Raw genomic sequence first — 16,118 nt, 5'->3', positions numbered from 1 at the left:
GAGCAAAAAAGTGAATAGTCAGATATTAAAAGTAGATGATATTCAAAAGCATTATGGTAATAAGGGTAATATTACAAAAGCAGTAGATCATATTTCTTTTTCTGTGAATAAAGGTGAATTTGTAGGAATCATGGGAGCATCTGGTTCAGGGAAGACAACGCTGCTTAATTGCGTATCTACGATTGACAAAGTTACGAGTGGTCATATTTATATAGAAGGAAAAGATATTACATCGTTGAAAGGAAAAAAATTATCGGAATTCCGCCGGGATAAATTGGGATTTATATTTCAGGATTTTAACTTGCTAGATACATTGACAGCTTATGAGAATATTTCTCTGGCATTATCCATATGTGGACAAAAACCAGCAAAGATTGAAGAAAGGGTAAGTAAGATTGCAGAGGCTTTAAATATTTGCGATGTATTAAATAAGTTTCCATATCATATGTCTGGGGGGCAGCAGCAACGGGTAGCAGCAGCTAGAGCTATGGTAACAAATCCTGCTATGGTCTTGGCGGATGAGCCAACAGGAGCGCTTGACTCACAATCTTCAAAAATGCTGCTTTCTATGTTAGAAGAGTTGAATCAAAAGTTGTCAGCTACCATTTTGTTGGTGACACATGATGCTTTTTCAGCAAGTTATTGCAAACGAATTTTATTTATAAAAGATGGAAGAATTTTCAATGTACTGCATAAAGGAAAAGATAGTAGAAAAGAATTTTTCGGAAAGATTATTGATATTGTTTCTGTCCTGGGAGGTGAGCTGAACGATGTCCTTTAAAATCATCATAAAAAATGTTCAAAAAAACCTTCATGATTATTTCATATATTTTCTAACACTTTTGTTGTCAGTAAGTTTGTTTTATGCATTTAATTCGATCACGACGCAGCCGGCTTTTGCCAAGTTAAGTGCTACTAAGGCACTGCTTGCAAAGCAAATGGGAATTTTCATATCTATTCTCTCGATCGTTATTGCCATAGTGTTGGCCTTTTTGATTATATATGCCAATCAATTTCTTTTGAGAAGGAGAAAGAAGGAATTAGGGATCTATATGTTATTGGGGATGGCAAAAGGGAAAATTTCAAGAATTTTCGTAGGTGAGACCTTCGTTATTGGTATTATAGCTTTAACAGCAGGATTATTTCTAGGTTTCATATTTTCCCAGGGATTATCTTTGATTTCACTAAAGTTATTTGCGGTAGATCTGTCTAATTATCGTATGATGTTTTCCTTACGTGCATTTCAGAAAACAATAATATGTTTTGCAATTATTTTTATATTAGTGATGTGTTGTAATGCATGGATAATCTCTAAAGTGAAATTAATTGATTTATTAATGGCAGGGCGTAAAAATGAGAATTTAGTAGTAAAAAATAAGAAAATCCTACTTTTTATTTTTGGAATATCTCTTATTTTTATATTTTTAACCGGAAATTTGTTTACAAAGTATGGAATTATGCCAAATACAAACATATTTAAACCGGCAATTCTTTTCTTGATTTTTGGGACGGGTGGATTTTATTATTCGATGTCAGCAGTATTGCTTTCTTTAATACAAACGAATAAGAGTATTTATTTAAAAGGATTAAATGTATTTTTGCTGCGTCAAATTGGTAGTAAGATTCAATCCAATTTTCTTTCCATGACAATTGTGTGTTTATTGCTTACAGCAACGATCTGTACAATTTCAACAGGCATCAGTATTGCACTCACAATGAATCAAAAGGCGGAAGATGCATCCCCATATGATTTAACAGTACAGGCTGCAGTTTCCCGCACAAAAGATAAAGATATTTTTAAGGATCTCAAAGAAAAAGGGTATGATTTAACACCATACATTGATGAATATGAGCAGATTAGTTTATATGAAACGGATTTGACTTATCAAGATTTATTTCAAGGACAGAAAGTTAATTTATGGAAAATTGATAAAAAGATTCCGGAAGTCTTAATTCCTATTATTTCATTATCGGACTATAATAAAATCATGTCATTTCAAGGAATGAAACCAATCTCTTTAAGAAAAGACTGCTTTCTTATTAATTGCAATTATAAAGGAACAATTAAATATATTCAACGATTTTTAGAAGAAGACAAAACAATATCAATTGCTGGCAAGGAACTGCAAGCAAAACAGAAAGAACCGCTTGGAGAAACGGTATGGATGTCTGGAGTCGATAATAATGACCGAGGTACCCTGATCGTTCCGGATTCTGTGACAGATATGCTTCGAAAAGCAGATAATATTTTTAACGCGAAATATAAAAAGGGAATAGATACAGATGAAGTACTATATCTAATCGCTCCGCTTGCATCAGAGCCGCTTGTTACGGGCTACCGATATATAGCAAAATCTATGATGTATGATATGTATTATGGAACACAGGCATTTATTTCATTTTTATGTAGTTATATTGGCTTTTTATTTTTATTGATTTGTGTTGCGCTTTTGGCACTTCAGCAATTAACGGAAACAACAGATAATATCAATCGTTATGGTTTGCTGCAAAAGCTAGGGACGGATGAATCATTGATTAAGAGGACTCTTTTTAAACAAATCGTGATTTATTTTTTTGCACCGATTGTAGTTGCAGGAATTTTTTCAATTTTAGGTATTAGAGAAATTTTGAGAATTGTAGAAGGATTTCTAAACATGTCAGTGTCAATGAATATACTAGTTACGGTAATCTTATTTTTAATTGTATATGGCGGATATTTTCTAGCCACATATTATACTTGTAAACGGATGGTTGAAGAAAAATTTGAGTAGGAGGTTTCAAGATATGTTAAGTAATGTGAATTGGAACGGTGTGGGCCAAAGTATTCTTGATACTTGGCTTCCGTTATTTGGCTGGATTGGTATGATCGTCGTTGTAATAATAATTATTTGTATGGTTCGGAAAAAAAGAAAATAGTATTTTTTATTGACAAATTGCAAATGATATGAGAAAGTTTTTCATAGGTGTTATAATTTACGTAAGCCTTACTTTAATATTATTAAGGAGAGAAAAATGAAAAATTTAAAAAGTGCAGTAGTTTTAATGTTAGCTGGAATCATTAGCTTAAGTACAGTGACAGGATGTTCAACCGTTACCAAAATGTTGAAAAAAGGAGCGACTTTAGATTATTCTCAAGGAGCATGGAAGGAAGAAAATAAGTTATATGAAAATAAATCATTAAAGATGCAGTTTGAAGTACCGGAAGGATGGACTAGTATGTCATCCGAACAAATGGATCAAATGTTAGAAAGTGGAAAGCAGTTTTTATCAGATGAGCAGGAAAAACAATATGATTCATTAGAAAAAGCACTTAATCATGAGTTTGTAATACAAAAAGGTTATGAAAGTGTTCAGTTTGCAGTTGAAAATTTAGATCTTACCGTTAAGAAAGCGGATATGGATGAAAAAACTTATATTGAGGCACTGAAAAAACAGCTGTTATCTGCACAAGGTGTAACATACAGTTATGAAGATACTTATAAACAAAAGATTGGAGGAAAAGAATTTACAGTTCTTCCTGCCAATGTAAATAATGGTGCAATGTATCAAATATACGCTCTACGTAATGAAGGTGGTTATATGATTCAAATAATTGCTACTTATAATTCAGGAAGTGAGGATGCCATTAAGGGTATCTTAGAAAAAAACTTTAAAGAATTGGCAAGTAAATAAGGTAGTTTAGGAGAAAGTTCCTCGGGTTTTAGTTTCTGACTCGGAGGAACTTTATTTTATAAAATATATCTTAATTAATAGATTGTTGCTTGACATCAAGCGCGCTTTATAGTGTAAGGTAAAAAAAGAGGTGAGATTATGAAATATTCGGCAAAAGAGGCAGCCAAGCTGACAGGGTTAACAATACCGACTTTACGTTATTATGAGAAGGAAGGAATGTTGCTAGAGATAAAAAGGTCTAAGAGCGGGAACAGAGAGTACACACAGGCTGATATTGAATGGATTGAAATGATTAAATGTCTACGGACAGCGGATGTACCGATTAGAGAAATCAAGAAATATATTTCTTTGGCTGTTCAAGGAAGTACCTCAGTTGTGGAGCGGATGGAGATGATTCAGACTTATAAAATGGATCTAGAAAAGAAAATGAAACTTTTACAAGAAACATTAAATATTGTAAATTTAAAATTAAAATTTTATCAATCATTTGTTGAAAGAAATGAGATAAAAGAATTAACGTATTTAGAAGAGTGGAAAGAATTTTCAAAAATGTGTGAGGAGGAATAAGATGAAAACAGTGTTAATTACTGGTACTACAAGTGGAATAGGGTACGAGATTTCAAAGATATTCGCAATGGAAGGTCACCATGTTATTTTAGTTTCCAGGAATCCAGAAAAACTGAGGAAGCAGAAAGGGGAACTTCAAATATATAATAAGAATATAAATATTATAGTTTGTGATTTATTGAGAGAAGATGCGGTAGATTATATTTTAAAAGTGTTAGAAGAAAACCATTGGACTGTGAATTGTCTGGTGAATAATGCAGGTTTTAATGAGGCTGGATTATTTTGGAAAACAGATGCAGACAAAGAAAGGGATATGATTCAATTACATATACACCTAGTTACGGCATTGACCAAACGCTTACTTCCTATGATGTTGGAAAGAAGAGATGGAAAAATATTAAATATAGGCTCAACAGCTTCTTATTTTCCGTGTGCCACGGATGCAGTATACGGGGCTACCAAAGGATATATACTTTCCTTTTCCAATGCATTATATTCTGAATTGAATGGGATGGGTGTAACGGTAACTACCTTATGTCCTGGAGCTACGCAAACGGAATTTGCGAAGAAAGCAGAGATTGAAAATGTACCATTATTTCAGTCTTTTGTTATGGAGCCGCAGAAAGTAGCACGGATTGGGTATAAGGCCATGATGAGAGGAAAACGGGTCATTGTAGCCGGAGGAGTAAATAAGCTGCAGGTTTTAATGGCGAAAATATTGCCTGCTAAGGTATTGGGAGAAATATCAAAGGCGGTTATGCATCAGTGAGAGCAAACTAAGAATACGAAATATAACTATTTAATTAGAAAGGAAATTTGAATGATTAAGAGGTCAGAATTTTTTAGAAAAAAAAGATATATTGCTATAATTACAGGAGTTTTATGTTTTTCGGTTTTGTGTGGTATATTATTGACGAAGGCAAAGAATATTGGAAATAAAGAAATAACTACAACTGAGGCCAACACTAAAAATTTAGAAAAAGCAGTTAGTCAGGCTATTAAAGAAGAAGGTAAGGATTATCTGGAAGGTGAATATATAACAGAAGGTCATACGATTTTGGGAACTGAGAAGAATAAAAATAAAATTAAAGTTTATTCACTTGCAAGTGTTGGATACTTTGGTTTTGAAAATGGGATATTTACTGATATAAGTGGCAGTGGCGCAATACCTACGGTAATGATATTTGAAAAAAAGAAAGATGGAACGTATCTTTTAAAAGAATATAAAGAACCAGCAGATGGCTCAGATCAGGAGGAATCAATTAAAGAGTTGTTTCCAGAAAAGTATTATGATAAAGTACTTGCTTTAAACGACGAATATTCTGTTTTAGCAAAACAGCAGGAAACTCAGGCAGCTCAATATTTAAAAAGCATTGGAAGAAAAGCTGAAGTTAGGGTAAGTTATGTCGATAAGCAGCTTCCAAGTATAAATACAGAAGCAAGCAATAAGTTATTCGCAGAATATATGAACAACGATTCGTTTTTAATGACTTGTCCTTATTGGTTGGGAACGAGAGAGGAAATCGAAGACGATATTAGATATATTTATGAAACAAGTCAAAGTAAAACGGAAGATGGTTATGATTTGATAACCTTCCAGAAAAAAACGGAAGATAATACCGTTGTAGAAAAACGGAGTTATAAAATTGTTGGAAGTGAACCGATGCTTCTTTAAAGTGAGAAAATGTTGGAAACAATTAATCGTTGACTGCCAATCTAGTGGAACTGTTCGGTCGTGGTGTTCTTAGGAGATTAATATATATGAATCATAAATTCAATAAAATAATTTTTGTTATAGTAAATATTATTTTTATTTCAATTCTTTTTTCTTCTTGTAGTAGTAAAAACACTGCAAATAAAGTGGATGATATAAAACAAAAAATAGTATTTATTCAGCAGTATATAAATTATTCTGACGGTTATGTTAACAGAGGATTTTTCATTGATAACAAAGGAAATAAAGTATCATATGACCTGACTTCGGAAGATAAGAAGTATAATGACATCAAAGAGGTATTATCTTATTTAGAGAATTATCAATATAATACCTCTGAAAGTTCAATTAGCCAAACGGATTTACTAAAATATTATAATTTAATTTACAAAATTGATCTTAACTATAAGGTAGAAGAAAAATCTTTCGGTGCCGATCGAGGAAGTGATTGTCTTTATGGAGTAAGATATGCTTCCAATAATTCTGCAATACTGGTTTTAATTAATGAGACTGGTGACTGGGAGAAAAATAATACAGACAGAAATGCTGTAAAAATCAAAGAAGGACTTCGTTAATTAAAACAAATGGTGAATCGAATCATTTCAAATATGTCAAAAAAACTGTTGGAGAACAGCCGAATATTCGCTGTTTCCCAACAGTTTTTGTTTTTAATTACCACCTTCCATTTTTAATTCGACTACGAACTAAAATAAACGCAAAAGGAATTATAGCTATTAGAGCACTAATCCAAATTGGAGCCAAAACCCATATCCAACTCCATGTTATTAAATTTAATATTTTTAATACTATAAATATTAGTGTAAGCGTACCAACAAATCCTATTCCATTCTTACGGTTATTCATTTTATCCTCCTCCTTTTGTAAGCACTTTTCTAAACATTATTATAATGTCACAATCCCCCATTGACTCTGACGTTAGGTAATAGTGTAACATAAAATACGAATAAAAAATGTAGAAAAGAGGTATGTAAATATGAATGTTAATGTTACAGCGATAAGATCAGACAAAATTTATCGTAAAATGATTGCAGCATCAGATGCAGAACGGGAAGATATCTATCGTTATGAGCTAATGAAACCATTTGAGTTTAAGTGGCAGTGCATTGGAGTCCCGTTAAAGGCTGACCAAGAAGGGGGATATGATGCAGTTGCAGCAAGTGTCATGGGTGGAAGTTATCATCCCTCTCAAATAATAGTGCAGAGATGTGAGGAGATAGAAAAAATCAGCGCGGATTCCTTTTGGGAGGTTTGCCAGAGAAGTATTCAAGATTCATTAGGTGCATTCGAAAAAAAGGGAATCAATTTAACAGTTCAAAATTATATTTTTACGATATTACTAAATGATCCGAAACATCCTATGTCTAAAATGACAGGAGATTACTGTGGAGATGGAGGAATCCCCGGTTTTATAATTGGAACAATTATTCCAAATGAGAAATCACTTAAAATGCTTCCTGTAGCGTTGGCACATGAAACAAATCATAATGTAAGGTGGCAGTTTATGCAGTGGAGTCCCAAAATATCTTTAGCAGATATGATTGTCAGTGAAGGATTGGCAGAAAATTTTGCCGCAAATATGTTTGGTGAAGATAAAGTTGGCATTTGGGTTAAGAATACAAGTAAAGAAGTACTTAAAAATAGGATTAAGCCGGAGATAAAGAAGAATCTTTATGAGGAAGATTTTCAAAAAATATCGGCATATTTGTATGGTGATGATATCATGAAAATTCGTGGTGCAGAAGCTGTAGGTATGCCGTATTGTGCCGGTTATGCGTGTGGATATGAGCTTGTGAAACAATATTTGAAAAAGACTGGCACAAGTATTTATCATGCAACAATTACACCTACAGCAGAGATTATGAGCGAAATGAAAGATTTCTGGTAAAATAAATCTTATAAACGTGTGATTATTATTCCATAAAGAGTCCGTTTGCCGACATCGGCATTTAGGATTTGGATAATAATTACACGTTATTTTTGTAAACCTAAAGTTCTTATTAATTTTTTATGAAAGCAAAAAGCAAAGGTTTTATAACCCTGATAAAGATGCTATAATAATTCGTAAGAGTTATAAACCAAGGAGGAAGACCGCTTTATGAATTTTGCACATTTGCACGTACATACAGAATATTCTCTGTTGGACGGTTCCAATAAAATCAAAGAATACGTAGCCAGAGTGAAAGAATTAGGAATGAATAGTGCAGCCATAACAGATCACGGTGTCATGTTTGGAATCATAGACTTCTATCGTGCTGCGCAAGAAGCCGGGATAAAACCTATCCTTGGCTGTGAAGTTTATGTAGCGCCCAATTCAAGATTTGATAAAGAAATCACAGGTGGGGAAGACCGTTACTACCATTTGGTACTGCTGGCAGAGAATAATATAGGTTATAGCAACTTAATGAAAATTGTATCAAAGGGGTTTGTCGAAGGATATTATTACCGCCCAAGAGTAGATATAGAAGTACTTCAACAATATCACGAAGGGATTATTGCGCTGAGCGCATGCCTTGCAGGGGAAGTTCAACGTTATATTGTAAAAGGCTTATATGAGGAAGCGAAGGAAGCAGCACTTAAGTATGAGGCAGTCTTTGGAAAAGGAAATTATTTCTTAGAGCTGCAGGATCATGGAATTTCAGAACAACAGACAGTGAATCAGCAATTGATACGAATGAGTCAGGAACTGGATATTGAGTTGGTAGCCACAAATGATGTTCACTATACTTATGCTGAAGATGTAGCAGCTCATGATATTCTTCTTTGTATTCAGACAGGTAAAAAATTAGAAGATGAAAACCGTATGAGATATGAAGGGGGACAGTATTATGTAAAATCACCGGAACAGATGGCAGAGCTGTTTCCTTATGCATTACAGGCACTTGAAAATACCCAGAAAATTGCAGACCGATGTCATGTTGAAATTGAATTTGGTGTAACGAAATTACCCCAATATGATGTTCCAGAGGGTTTTACATCCTGGGAATATTTAAATAAATTATGTTTTGATGGTTTGAAAAAACGTTATTCCGATTGTACTGAAGAATTAGTGCAAAGGTTGGAATATGAACTTAGTGTTATACAAAAGATGGGATTTGTAGATTATTTTCTTATCGTTTGGGATTTTATAAAATATTCCAGAGACCATCATATAATGGTAGGTCCCGGACGTGGTTCAGCAGCGGGAAGCATTATATCCTACTGCTTGGGAATCACTAATATAGATCCTATAAAATATAATCTTTTGTTTGAACGTTTTTTGAATCCGGAACGTGTATCAATGCCAGATATAGATATTGATTTTTGCTTTGAACGAAGGCAGGAAGTGATTGATTATGTAGTGGATAAATATGGAGATGACCGGGTGGTGCAGATTGTAACATTTGGAACGATGGCTGCAAGAGGTGTGATTCGTGATGTGGGCAGAGTATTAGACATTCCATATGCGTTTGTAGATTCGATTGCAAAAGCAATTCCAAACGAACCGGGAGCTACAATAACGATAGAGAAAGCGTTGAAAAAGAATCCGGAATTGTTCACTCTTTACCATTCGGATGAGCAGGTGAAACATCTGATAGATATGTCTTTGCGTCTGGAAGGACTTCCAAGACATACATCCATGCATGCAGCCGGAGTTGTAATCAGTCAGAAATCCGTAGATGAATACGTTCCCTTATCAAGAGCATCCGATGGTTCTGTTACGACACAGTTTACAAAGAACACGTTGGAAGAGCTAGGCCTATTAAAAATGGACTTTTTGGGGCTTAGGACTTTGACTGTAATCCAGAATGCTGTTTGGTTGGTTGAAAAGAGTACAGGACTTAAAATTGATATCGACCATATCGATTACAGTGATAAAAAAGTTTTGGATTCGATTGGAACAGGAAAAACAGATGGCGTTTTCCAATTGGAAAGTGCTGGGATGAAAAGCTTTATGAAGGAGTTAAAACCTCAGAACCTAGAGGACATAATTGCAGGAATTTCCCTTTACAGGCCAGGTCCGATGGATTTTATTCCTTCTTATATAAAAGGAAAAAATGATCAAAGATCTATTCAATTTGACTGTCCCCAGTTAGAGCCAATCCTTACGCCAACTTACGGCTGTATTGTTTATCAGGAGCAGGTAATGCAGATTGTAAGGGAGCTGGCAGGCTATACAGTGGGGCGAAGTGATATGGTAAGGCGTGCGATGTCCAAAAAAAAGACATCAGTTATGGAAGAAGAGCGTCAGAATTTTGTCTATGGAAACCCTGATGAAGGCGTATTGGGTTGTGTAAATAATGGGATTTCAGAAAAAGTAGCGAATAAGATTTACGATGAAATGATAGATTTTGGTAAGTATGCATTTAATAAATCTCATGCGGCAGCATATGCAGTAGTATGTTATCAAACAGCGTATTTGAAATTCTATTATCCGGTAGAATTTATGGCGGCTTTGATGACATCTGTCATTGATAATCCGTCTAAAGTATCCGAATATATTTTGTCATGCCGTCAAATGGGGATTCAGATCTTGCCTCCGGATATTAATGAAGGAGAAAGTTTTTTCTCTGTTACAGGGAAATCAATCCGTTATGGTCTTTGTGCAATTAAAAGTATAGGCAGACCGGTGATTGAGGCGATCGTAAAAGAAAGAGACGAAAGAGGACCTTACAAAAATTTACAAGATTTTATAACAAGGTTATCAGGAAAAGAAGTCAATAAACGCACGATTGAGAGCTTTATCAAAGCAGGTGCATTGGACAGCCTTGGAGGGACCAGAAAGCAGTTTATGATGATTTATGTTCAAATATTAGAGGGCGTGAATCAGGACCGCAAAAATTCCATGGCAGGGCAGATGACATTATTTGATATGGCAAGTGAAGAAACAAAACAGGATTATGAAATAAAACTACCCGAAGTCGGAGAATATACAAAAGAAACGAAGTTAAGTTTTGAGAAAGAAGTTTTGGGTGTATATATCAGCGGTCATCCATTAGAAGAGTATGAAGAAAAGTGGAAAAGAAATATTTCAGCGGTGACTACAGATTTCTTATGGGATGATGAGACACAGGATACGAAAGTCCAAGATGGTGTGAAGGCAATTGTAGGGGGAATGATAGTATCCAAAACAATAAAGTATACCAAAAATAATAAGGCAATGGCTTTTATTACATTAGAAGATTTGGTAGGGACTTTAGAAATCGTGATTTTCCCCAAAGATTATGAACGCTATAGTGGGCTCCTGGAGCAAGATGGAAAAGTTTTTGTAAAGGGAAGGGTATCGGTAGAGGAAGAGAAAGCAGGAAAGTTAATCTGTGAAAAAATCGTATCGTTCCAAGAAGGAAGGAAAGAATTATGGATTCAATTTTTGGACAGAGAAGAATTTGAAAAGCAGGAAAGTGAGTTATTGGAAATCATTAAATATTCAGATGGGAACGACCCTGTAGTCATATATTTAGCAGATCAGAAACAAATCAAGCGTCTTCCTCCTAATCATAATATTTGTATACAAGAAGATTTTATCCTTAGACTAGAAGAAAAGTTTGGGAAAAATAATATTAAAGTTATAGAAAAGAACATTGAAATATAAATAGAAAAGGATTAAAATAAGAATTAATTGTACAGATGTAGAATGAAAATATATTAGATATACGGAAGCGTAGGAGGGTAAATGATGGCAAATAAAATGGATACAATTGGAGTTCTTACAAGTGGAGGTGATGCTCCGGGTATGAACGCTGCCATACGTGCAGTAGTGAGACAGGCTATTTCTAAAGGGAAAAAGGTCAAAGGAATTAAAAGAGGCTACGAAGGTCTGCTTCAAAGCGAAATTATAGATATGGATGCAAGAACGGTAGCAGATATCATTCAAAAAGGAGGTACGATTTTACAGACGGCCCGCTGTCCGGAATTTCGTACAATAGAAGGACAGGAGAAAGCTGCAAAAATATGTAGAGAACATGGAATAGATGGTATTGTGGTTATTGGCGGTGATGGTTCTTTTGCCGGTGCAAAATGTTTGGCTGATCAGGGAATTAACACGATAGGAATACCTGGAACCATTGACCTAGATATCGCATGTACTGAGTATACGATTGGATTTGATACTGCAATTAATACAGCAATGGAAGCAATCGACAAAGTAAGGGATACCTCATATTCTCATGAAAGAGTCAGCATAATTGAAGTAATGGGAAGAAATGCGGGTTACATTGCATTATGGTGTGGAATTGCGAATGGTGCAGAAGACATTCTGCTTCCGGAGACATATGATTATGATGAGCAAAAATTGATTAATAACATTATTGAGAAAAGAAAAAAAGGAAAGACACATCACATCATTATTAATGCAGAAGGTATTGGACATTCAACCAGTATGGCGAAGCGGATTGAAGCGGCTACTGGTGTTGAGACACGTGCTACCATTCTGGGTTATATGCAAAGAGGAGGAAGTCCGACTTGTACAGATAGAGTACATGCGTCTATGATGGGTGCTTATGCAGTAGATTTGTTATGTAATGGAAAATCAAATCGAGTAGTTGGTTACAAGGGAGATGAATATGTAGATTTTGATATTACAGAAGCGTTAGCAATGAAGAAAGATATTCCAGAGTATCAATGCCAGATCAGCAAGGCATTAGCATTATTATAAGATTATAAGGTTATTTAAGGAGAAGGAAAATGGCTAAAAGAGAGTTTGCAGTTTTCGGATTAGGAAAATTTGGAAGAAGTGTTGCCACGACATTAGCAGCCAGTGGATGTGAAGTCATTGCAATTGATATTAACGAAGAGAAAGTGGAAGAAGTTTCAGACGTGGTTACAGTAGCCGTAAAGGCTGATGTTACAGATAATGATGCATTGCAGGCATTAGGGATTCGAAATGTCGATGTAGCTTTTGTAACCATGTCAGAAGATTTGGAAGCGAGTATTATGGCAACTATCCTGGCCAAAGAATTTGGTGTGTCATATGTAATAGCAAAAGCAAGTAATGAACTACATGGCACAGTGTTAAGGAAAGTGGGGGCAGATGAGATCGTATTTCCGGAAAAAGAAATGGGAGCTCGTATTGCACGGACTATGATGGCTGGCAACTTTATTGATTTGATAGAATTATCCTCAAGAATTAGTATTGTAGAAATGGAAATTCCAAAAACCTGGGTTGGAAAGACCCTTCGTGAATTGAATATTCGAGACCGATTTGGAGTTAATTTAATTGCATTAAAATTAGGAGATCGTCTGGATGTTAATGTCTTACCGGATACTCCATTAGAGGAAAAAGAAAGTATTGTTGTGGTAGGAGATACAAAGGCAATACATCAAATAAGATAGGTAATCCGCATAGAGAGAAAAAATATGATTATTAGTGCTAAAAATCAACAGATCAAGAATCTGATTCAACTCAATAAAAAGTCAAAATATAGAAATGAAAAAGAATTATTTGTGATAGAGGGGATTAAATTATTTCAGGAAGCACCGAAAGAAAGGATAGAATCCATCTATATTTCAGAATCTCTTTTTAATAGGAAGGAACACGTTTCTAATTTAAAAGATTTTCAGTATGAAGTAGTGAAAGATGATATCTTTGAAAAAATTTCAGATACGAAAACACCTCAAGGAATCATTTGTATTGTCAGACAATTTAAACATGTATTCGAAGACTTGAAAAAACAAGCAAATGCACATTTTATACTGCTCGAAGATTTGCAGGATCCTGGAAATGTAGGTACAATTTTTCGCACAGCAGAGGGAGCAGGAATCACAGGAATAATTTTAAGTAAAAGTACAGTTGATATATATAATCCTAAAACAATTCGTTCAACAATGGGATCTATATTTCGAGTGCCTTTTGTTTACGTAGAAGACTTTTATCAAATGCTTATAGAACTTAAAAAATCCGGAATAAAAACTTATGCTGCAGCACTGGATGGAGAACGGTATTATGATCAAGAAAATTATAACCGATCTTTTGGGTTTGTGATAGGAAATGAAGGCAATGGACTTAGTTCAAAAGCACTTAGTTTGGTTGATTCGGGATTAAAAATCCCGATGGAAGGTAAAGTCGAATCTTTAAATGCAGCGATTGCTGCTGGAATATTAATGTATGAAGCTTATCGTCAAAGACGATGAGCTTTTTTTTGACTTGTTTTTCTTTCAAAATATGTTGTTAAATAAAAATCTTTTATGGGTAAAATTGGTAGAAAATAAGAGTGTTACAGAAGTTGTTGTCGTATATTAAAAATATATTTTATTTGACAAATAAACTTAATTTTGCTACAATAACTCTGTAATAAATTTGTAACAAATAAACGTTACTAATAAACAGGGGTTCTTTTATAGAAAAATAAGCCCCATGTTTACAAGTTTAGGAGGCAAATATGAATTTTAACAGAAAGGTAATTGAGTGTGGTGCTGTAGCAACATTAATGGTAGCACTGACCATGAGCAATGGACCCCAAACAATACCAACTGTTGCCAAAGAAGTAACAGAGACAAAAACCGTAACACAAGAAATTTTGTTTAGTTCTTCCTATTCAGCACAACCTGTTGAATTGAAAGAGAAAATTGTAGAGACGGCAGCAACGGAAACGACACAAAAGAATATTGCAGGAACTACAAAAGTAGGCGTTCTTGCGCATTTAGAGACCGGTAGTACAGTGAATGACAAACAGGCTGCCGAAAAGAAAAAAAGTTCAGGAAAAGAAAAAAAAGAAAAGCAAAAACAAAAGGAGGAGAAACCTTCTCCATGGGATAATAAAGTTATGGCAAAGGTCGATGAATATACGAATATTCGTGCCGAACAGAATGCAGAATCTGAACTACTTGGAAAACTTTACAAAGGAAGTGCCGGAGAGATTATTGAAGCCGGTGATGAATGGACCAAGATTCGCTCCGGTTCAGTAGAAGGATATGTAAAGAATGATTTCCTTGCGTTCGGAAAAGATGCAGAAACCCTTGCCAATGAGCAGTGTGAATTAATCGCAACTGTGAATACAACTACCTTAAATGTTCGTAAAGAATCGAAAGAAGATGCTCAGATCGTTGGACAGGCAGCTGAAGGCGAAACTTTAAGTGTAGCTGATAAAAATGATAAATGGGTTACAGTTAATTATAAAGATGAAACAGCCTATGTATCAGCAGATTTTGTAAATGTTGAGCAGAAGGTTGGACAGGCTGTTTCGATAGAAGAAGAAAGAGAATTGGAAAGACAAAAGGCAGAAGAGGAAAAGGCCAAGAAAGAAGAAGAGGCCAAAAATTCTTCCGATGTTGCAATGTTAGCAGCTATTATTCAATGTGAAGCCGGTTCTGAATGTTACGAAGGAAAAGTAGCAGTAGGAGCAGTAGTAATGAACCGCTTAAGAAACGGTTATGCAGGTTCTGTTGAAGGTGTCATTACACAACCGGGTCAATTTACACCAGTAGCTTCCGGTGCATTTGCAAGTGTATTGGCAAGTGGAGCAAGTGGAGATTGTTATTCAGCAGCATTAGAAGCTTATACAGGCACTGACAATGTAGGGGGTGCAACTAGTTTTCGTAGAGCATCTTCCGGATATGGTGGTCAAGTAATTGGAAATCATGTATTTTTTTAATAAAAACAGTAAATAATATATTATAAAAAGAAGTTTTTAACAAAGTCTGAATGAATTTGCTAAAAACTTCTTTTTTGATTTCTTGTTGTAAATTGGCAACAAGTATAGTATTATGTATAAAACGATAGAAAGAGGGGATAGATATGACACCGATCTATTGGTTAGTGTTCTTTATTATCTTTGTAGTAATAGAGATAATATCGTTAGGACTTACTACGATATGGTTTGCAGGTGGAGCATTGGTTGGATTCGTAGCAGCGCTGCTTGGAGCAACTCTTCCTGTACAGATTATTCTATTTTTTGCTGTATCGATTTTATTACTTTTTGTGACTAGACCTATTGCAGTCCGATATTTAAAAAGCAAAAAGGTGAATACCAATATTGACAGTCTTGTTGGTCAAACTGCAATTGTAACACAGACAATTAACAATTTGCAGGCCCAAGGGACAGTTAGTCTGAATGGTCAAGAATGGACAGCCAGATCTCAGGAAGATAGTAAAATAATTGAAGAAGGAAAAAAAGTGACTATTATCCAAATCAGCGGGGTAAAATTAATAGTAAAAGTTAGGGAGGATTAA

16 protein-coding genes are annotated in these 16,118 nt (G+C 34.8%); 15 read left to right on the top strand and 1 reads right to left on the bottom strand.

What is annotated here, in order from left to right; all coding sequences use genetic code 11:
• Window positions 1-10: 10 nt before the first annotated feature.
• From DWV06_RS05785 to DWV06_RS05755, 8 genes are all read left to right on the top strand, one after another.
• Window positions 11-781, top strand: coding sequence for an ABC transporter ATP-binding protein (locus tag DWV06_RS05785; protein WP_115481232.1), 771 nt, complete (start codon window positions 11-13; stop codon window positions 779-781).
• Window positions 771-2,771 carry an ABC transporter permease gene (locus DWV06_RS05780; protein WP_115481231.1) on the top strand — a complete coding sequence of 667 codons (2,001 nt, stop codon included), beginning with the start codon at window positions 771-773 and terminating at the stop codon, window positions 2,769-2,771. The genes DWV06_RS05785 and DWV06_RS05780 overlap by 11 nt, the downstream gene beginning before the upstream one ends.
• Window positions 2,772-2,784: 13 nt before the next feature.
• Window positions 2,785-2,916, top strand: a complete 132-nt coding sequence (locus DWV06_RS18900; protein WP_268877872.1) for a hypothetical protein — start codon at window positions 2,785-2,787, stop codon at window positions 2,914-2,916.
• A gap of 96 nt (window positions 2,917-3,012) precedes the next feature.
• Entirely contained in the window at window positions 3,013-3,672 is a 660-nt protein-coding gene (locus DWV06_RS05775) for a hypothetical protein (protein WP_115481230.1), read from the top strand.
• A 138-nt stretch (window positions 3,673-3,810) separates the two neighbouring features.
• Entirely contained in the window at window positions 3,811-4,239 is a 429-nt protein-coding gene (locus DWV06_RS05770; RefSeq protein ID WP_115481229.1) for a MerR family transcriptional regulator, read from the top strand.
• A gap of 1 nt (window position 4,240) precedes the next feature.
• On the top strand, window positions 4,241-5,008 hold the full coding sequence (locus tag DWV06_RS05765; protein WP_115481228.1) for an SDR family NAD(P)-dependent oxidoreductase: 768 nt from the start codon (window positions 4,241-4,243) through the stop codon (window positions 5,006-5,008).
• 51 nt (window positions 5,009-5,059) lie between these two features.
• Entirely contained in the window at window positions 5,060-5,914 is an 855-nt protein-coding gene (locus DWV06_RS05760) for a transcriptional regulator (RefSeq protein WP_115481227.1), read from the top strand.
• Window positions 5,915-6,000: 86 nt separating this feature from the next.
• Window positions 6,001-6,528, top strand: a complete 528-nt coding sequence (locus DWV06_RS05755; protein WP_115481226.1) for a hypothetical protein — start codon at window positions 6,001-6,003, stop codon at window positions 6,526-6,528.
• 97 nt (window positions 6,529-6,625) lie between these two features.
• Here DWV06_RS05755 and DWV06_RS05750 read toward each other — a convergent pair whose 3' ends face one another.
• Entirely contained in the window at window positions 6,626-6,817 is a 192-nt protein-coding gene (locus tag DWV06_RS05750) for a hypothetical protein (RefSeq protein WP_115481225.1), read from the bottom strand.
• Between the two features lie 130 nt (window positions 6,818-6,947).
• Between DWV06_RS05750 and DWV06_RS05745 the strand changes: the two genes are divergently transcribed.
• From DWV06_RS05745 to DWV06_RS05715, 7 genes are all read left to right on the top strand, one after another.
• On the top strand, window positions 6,948-7,859 hold the full coding sequence (locus DWV06_RS05745; RefSeq protein WP_115481224.1) for a DUF2268 domain-containing protein: 912 nt from the start codon (window positions 6,948-6,950) through the stop codon (window positions 7,857-7,859).
• A gap of 210 nt (window positions 7,860-8,069) precedes the next feature.
• A complete protein-coding gene (locus DWV06_RS05740) occupies window positions 8,070-11,543 on the top strand; it encodes a DNA polymerase III subunit alpha (RefSeq protein ID WP_115481223.1) in 3,474 nt (1,157 codons plus the stop codon).
• Between the two features lie 84 nt (window positions 11,544-11,627).
• Window positions 11,628-12,605 carry a 6-phosphofructokinase gene (gene pfkA, locus DWV06_RS05735; RefSeq protein WP_115481222.1) on the top strand — a complete coding sequence of 326 codons (978 nt, stop codon included), beginning with the start codon at window positions 11,628-11,630 and terminating at the stop codon, window positions 12,603-12,605.
• A gap of 29 nt (window positions 12,606-12,634) precedes the next feature.
• On the top strand, window positions 12,635-13,282 hold the full coding sequence (locus tag DWV06_RS05730; protein WP_115481221.1) for a potassium channel family protein: 648 nt from the start codon (window positions 12,635-12,637) through the stop codon (window positions 13,280-13,282).
• Window positions 13,283-13,306: 24 nt separating this feature from the next.
• Window positions 13,307-14,080, top strand: a complete 774-nt coding sequence (locus DWV06_RS05725; RefSeq protein ID WP_115481220.1) for a TrmH family RNA methyltransferase — start codon at window positions 13,307-13,309, stop codon at window positions 14,078-14,080.
• Between the two features lie 248 nt (window positions 14,081-14,328).
• Window positions 14,329-15,540, top strand: coding sequence for an SH3 domain-containing protein (locus tag DWV06_RS05720; protein ID WP_115481219.1), 1,212 nt, complete (start codon window positions 14,329-14,331; stop codon window positions 15,538-15,540).
• A 143-nt stretch (window positions 15,541-15,683) separates the two neighbouring features.
• Window positions 15,684-16,118: an NfeD family protein gene (locus DWV06_RS05715; RefSeq protein ID WP_115481218.1), complete on the top strand. Its 435-nt coding sequence runs from the start codon at window positions 15,684-15,686 to the stop codon at window positions 16,116-16,118.

It is taken from the genome of Anaerosacchariphilus polymeriproducens (assembly GCF_003363435.1).
Classification (GTDB): domain Bacteria; phylum Bacillota; class Clostridia; order Lachnospirales; family Lachnospiraceae; genus Anaerosacchariphilus; species Anaerosacchariphilus polymeriproducens.
Note: the sequence above shows the minus strand (reverse complement) of the source record. Positions and strands in the feature narration are given on the sequence as shown.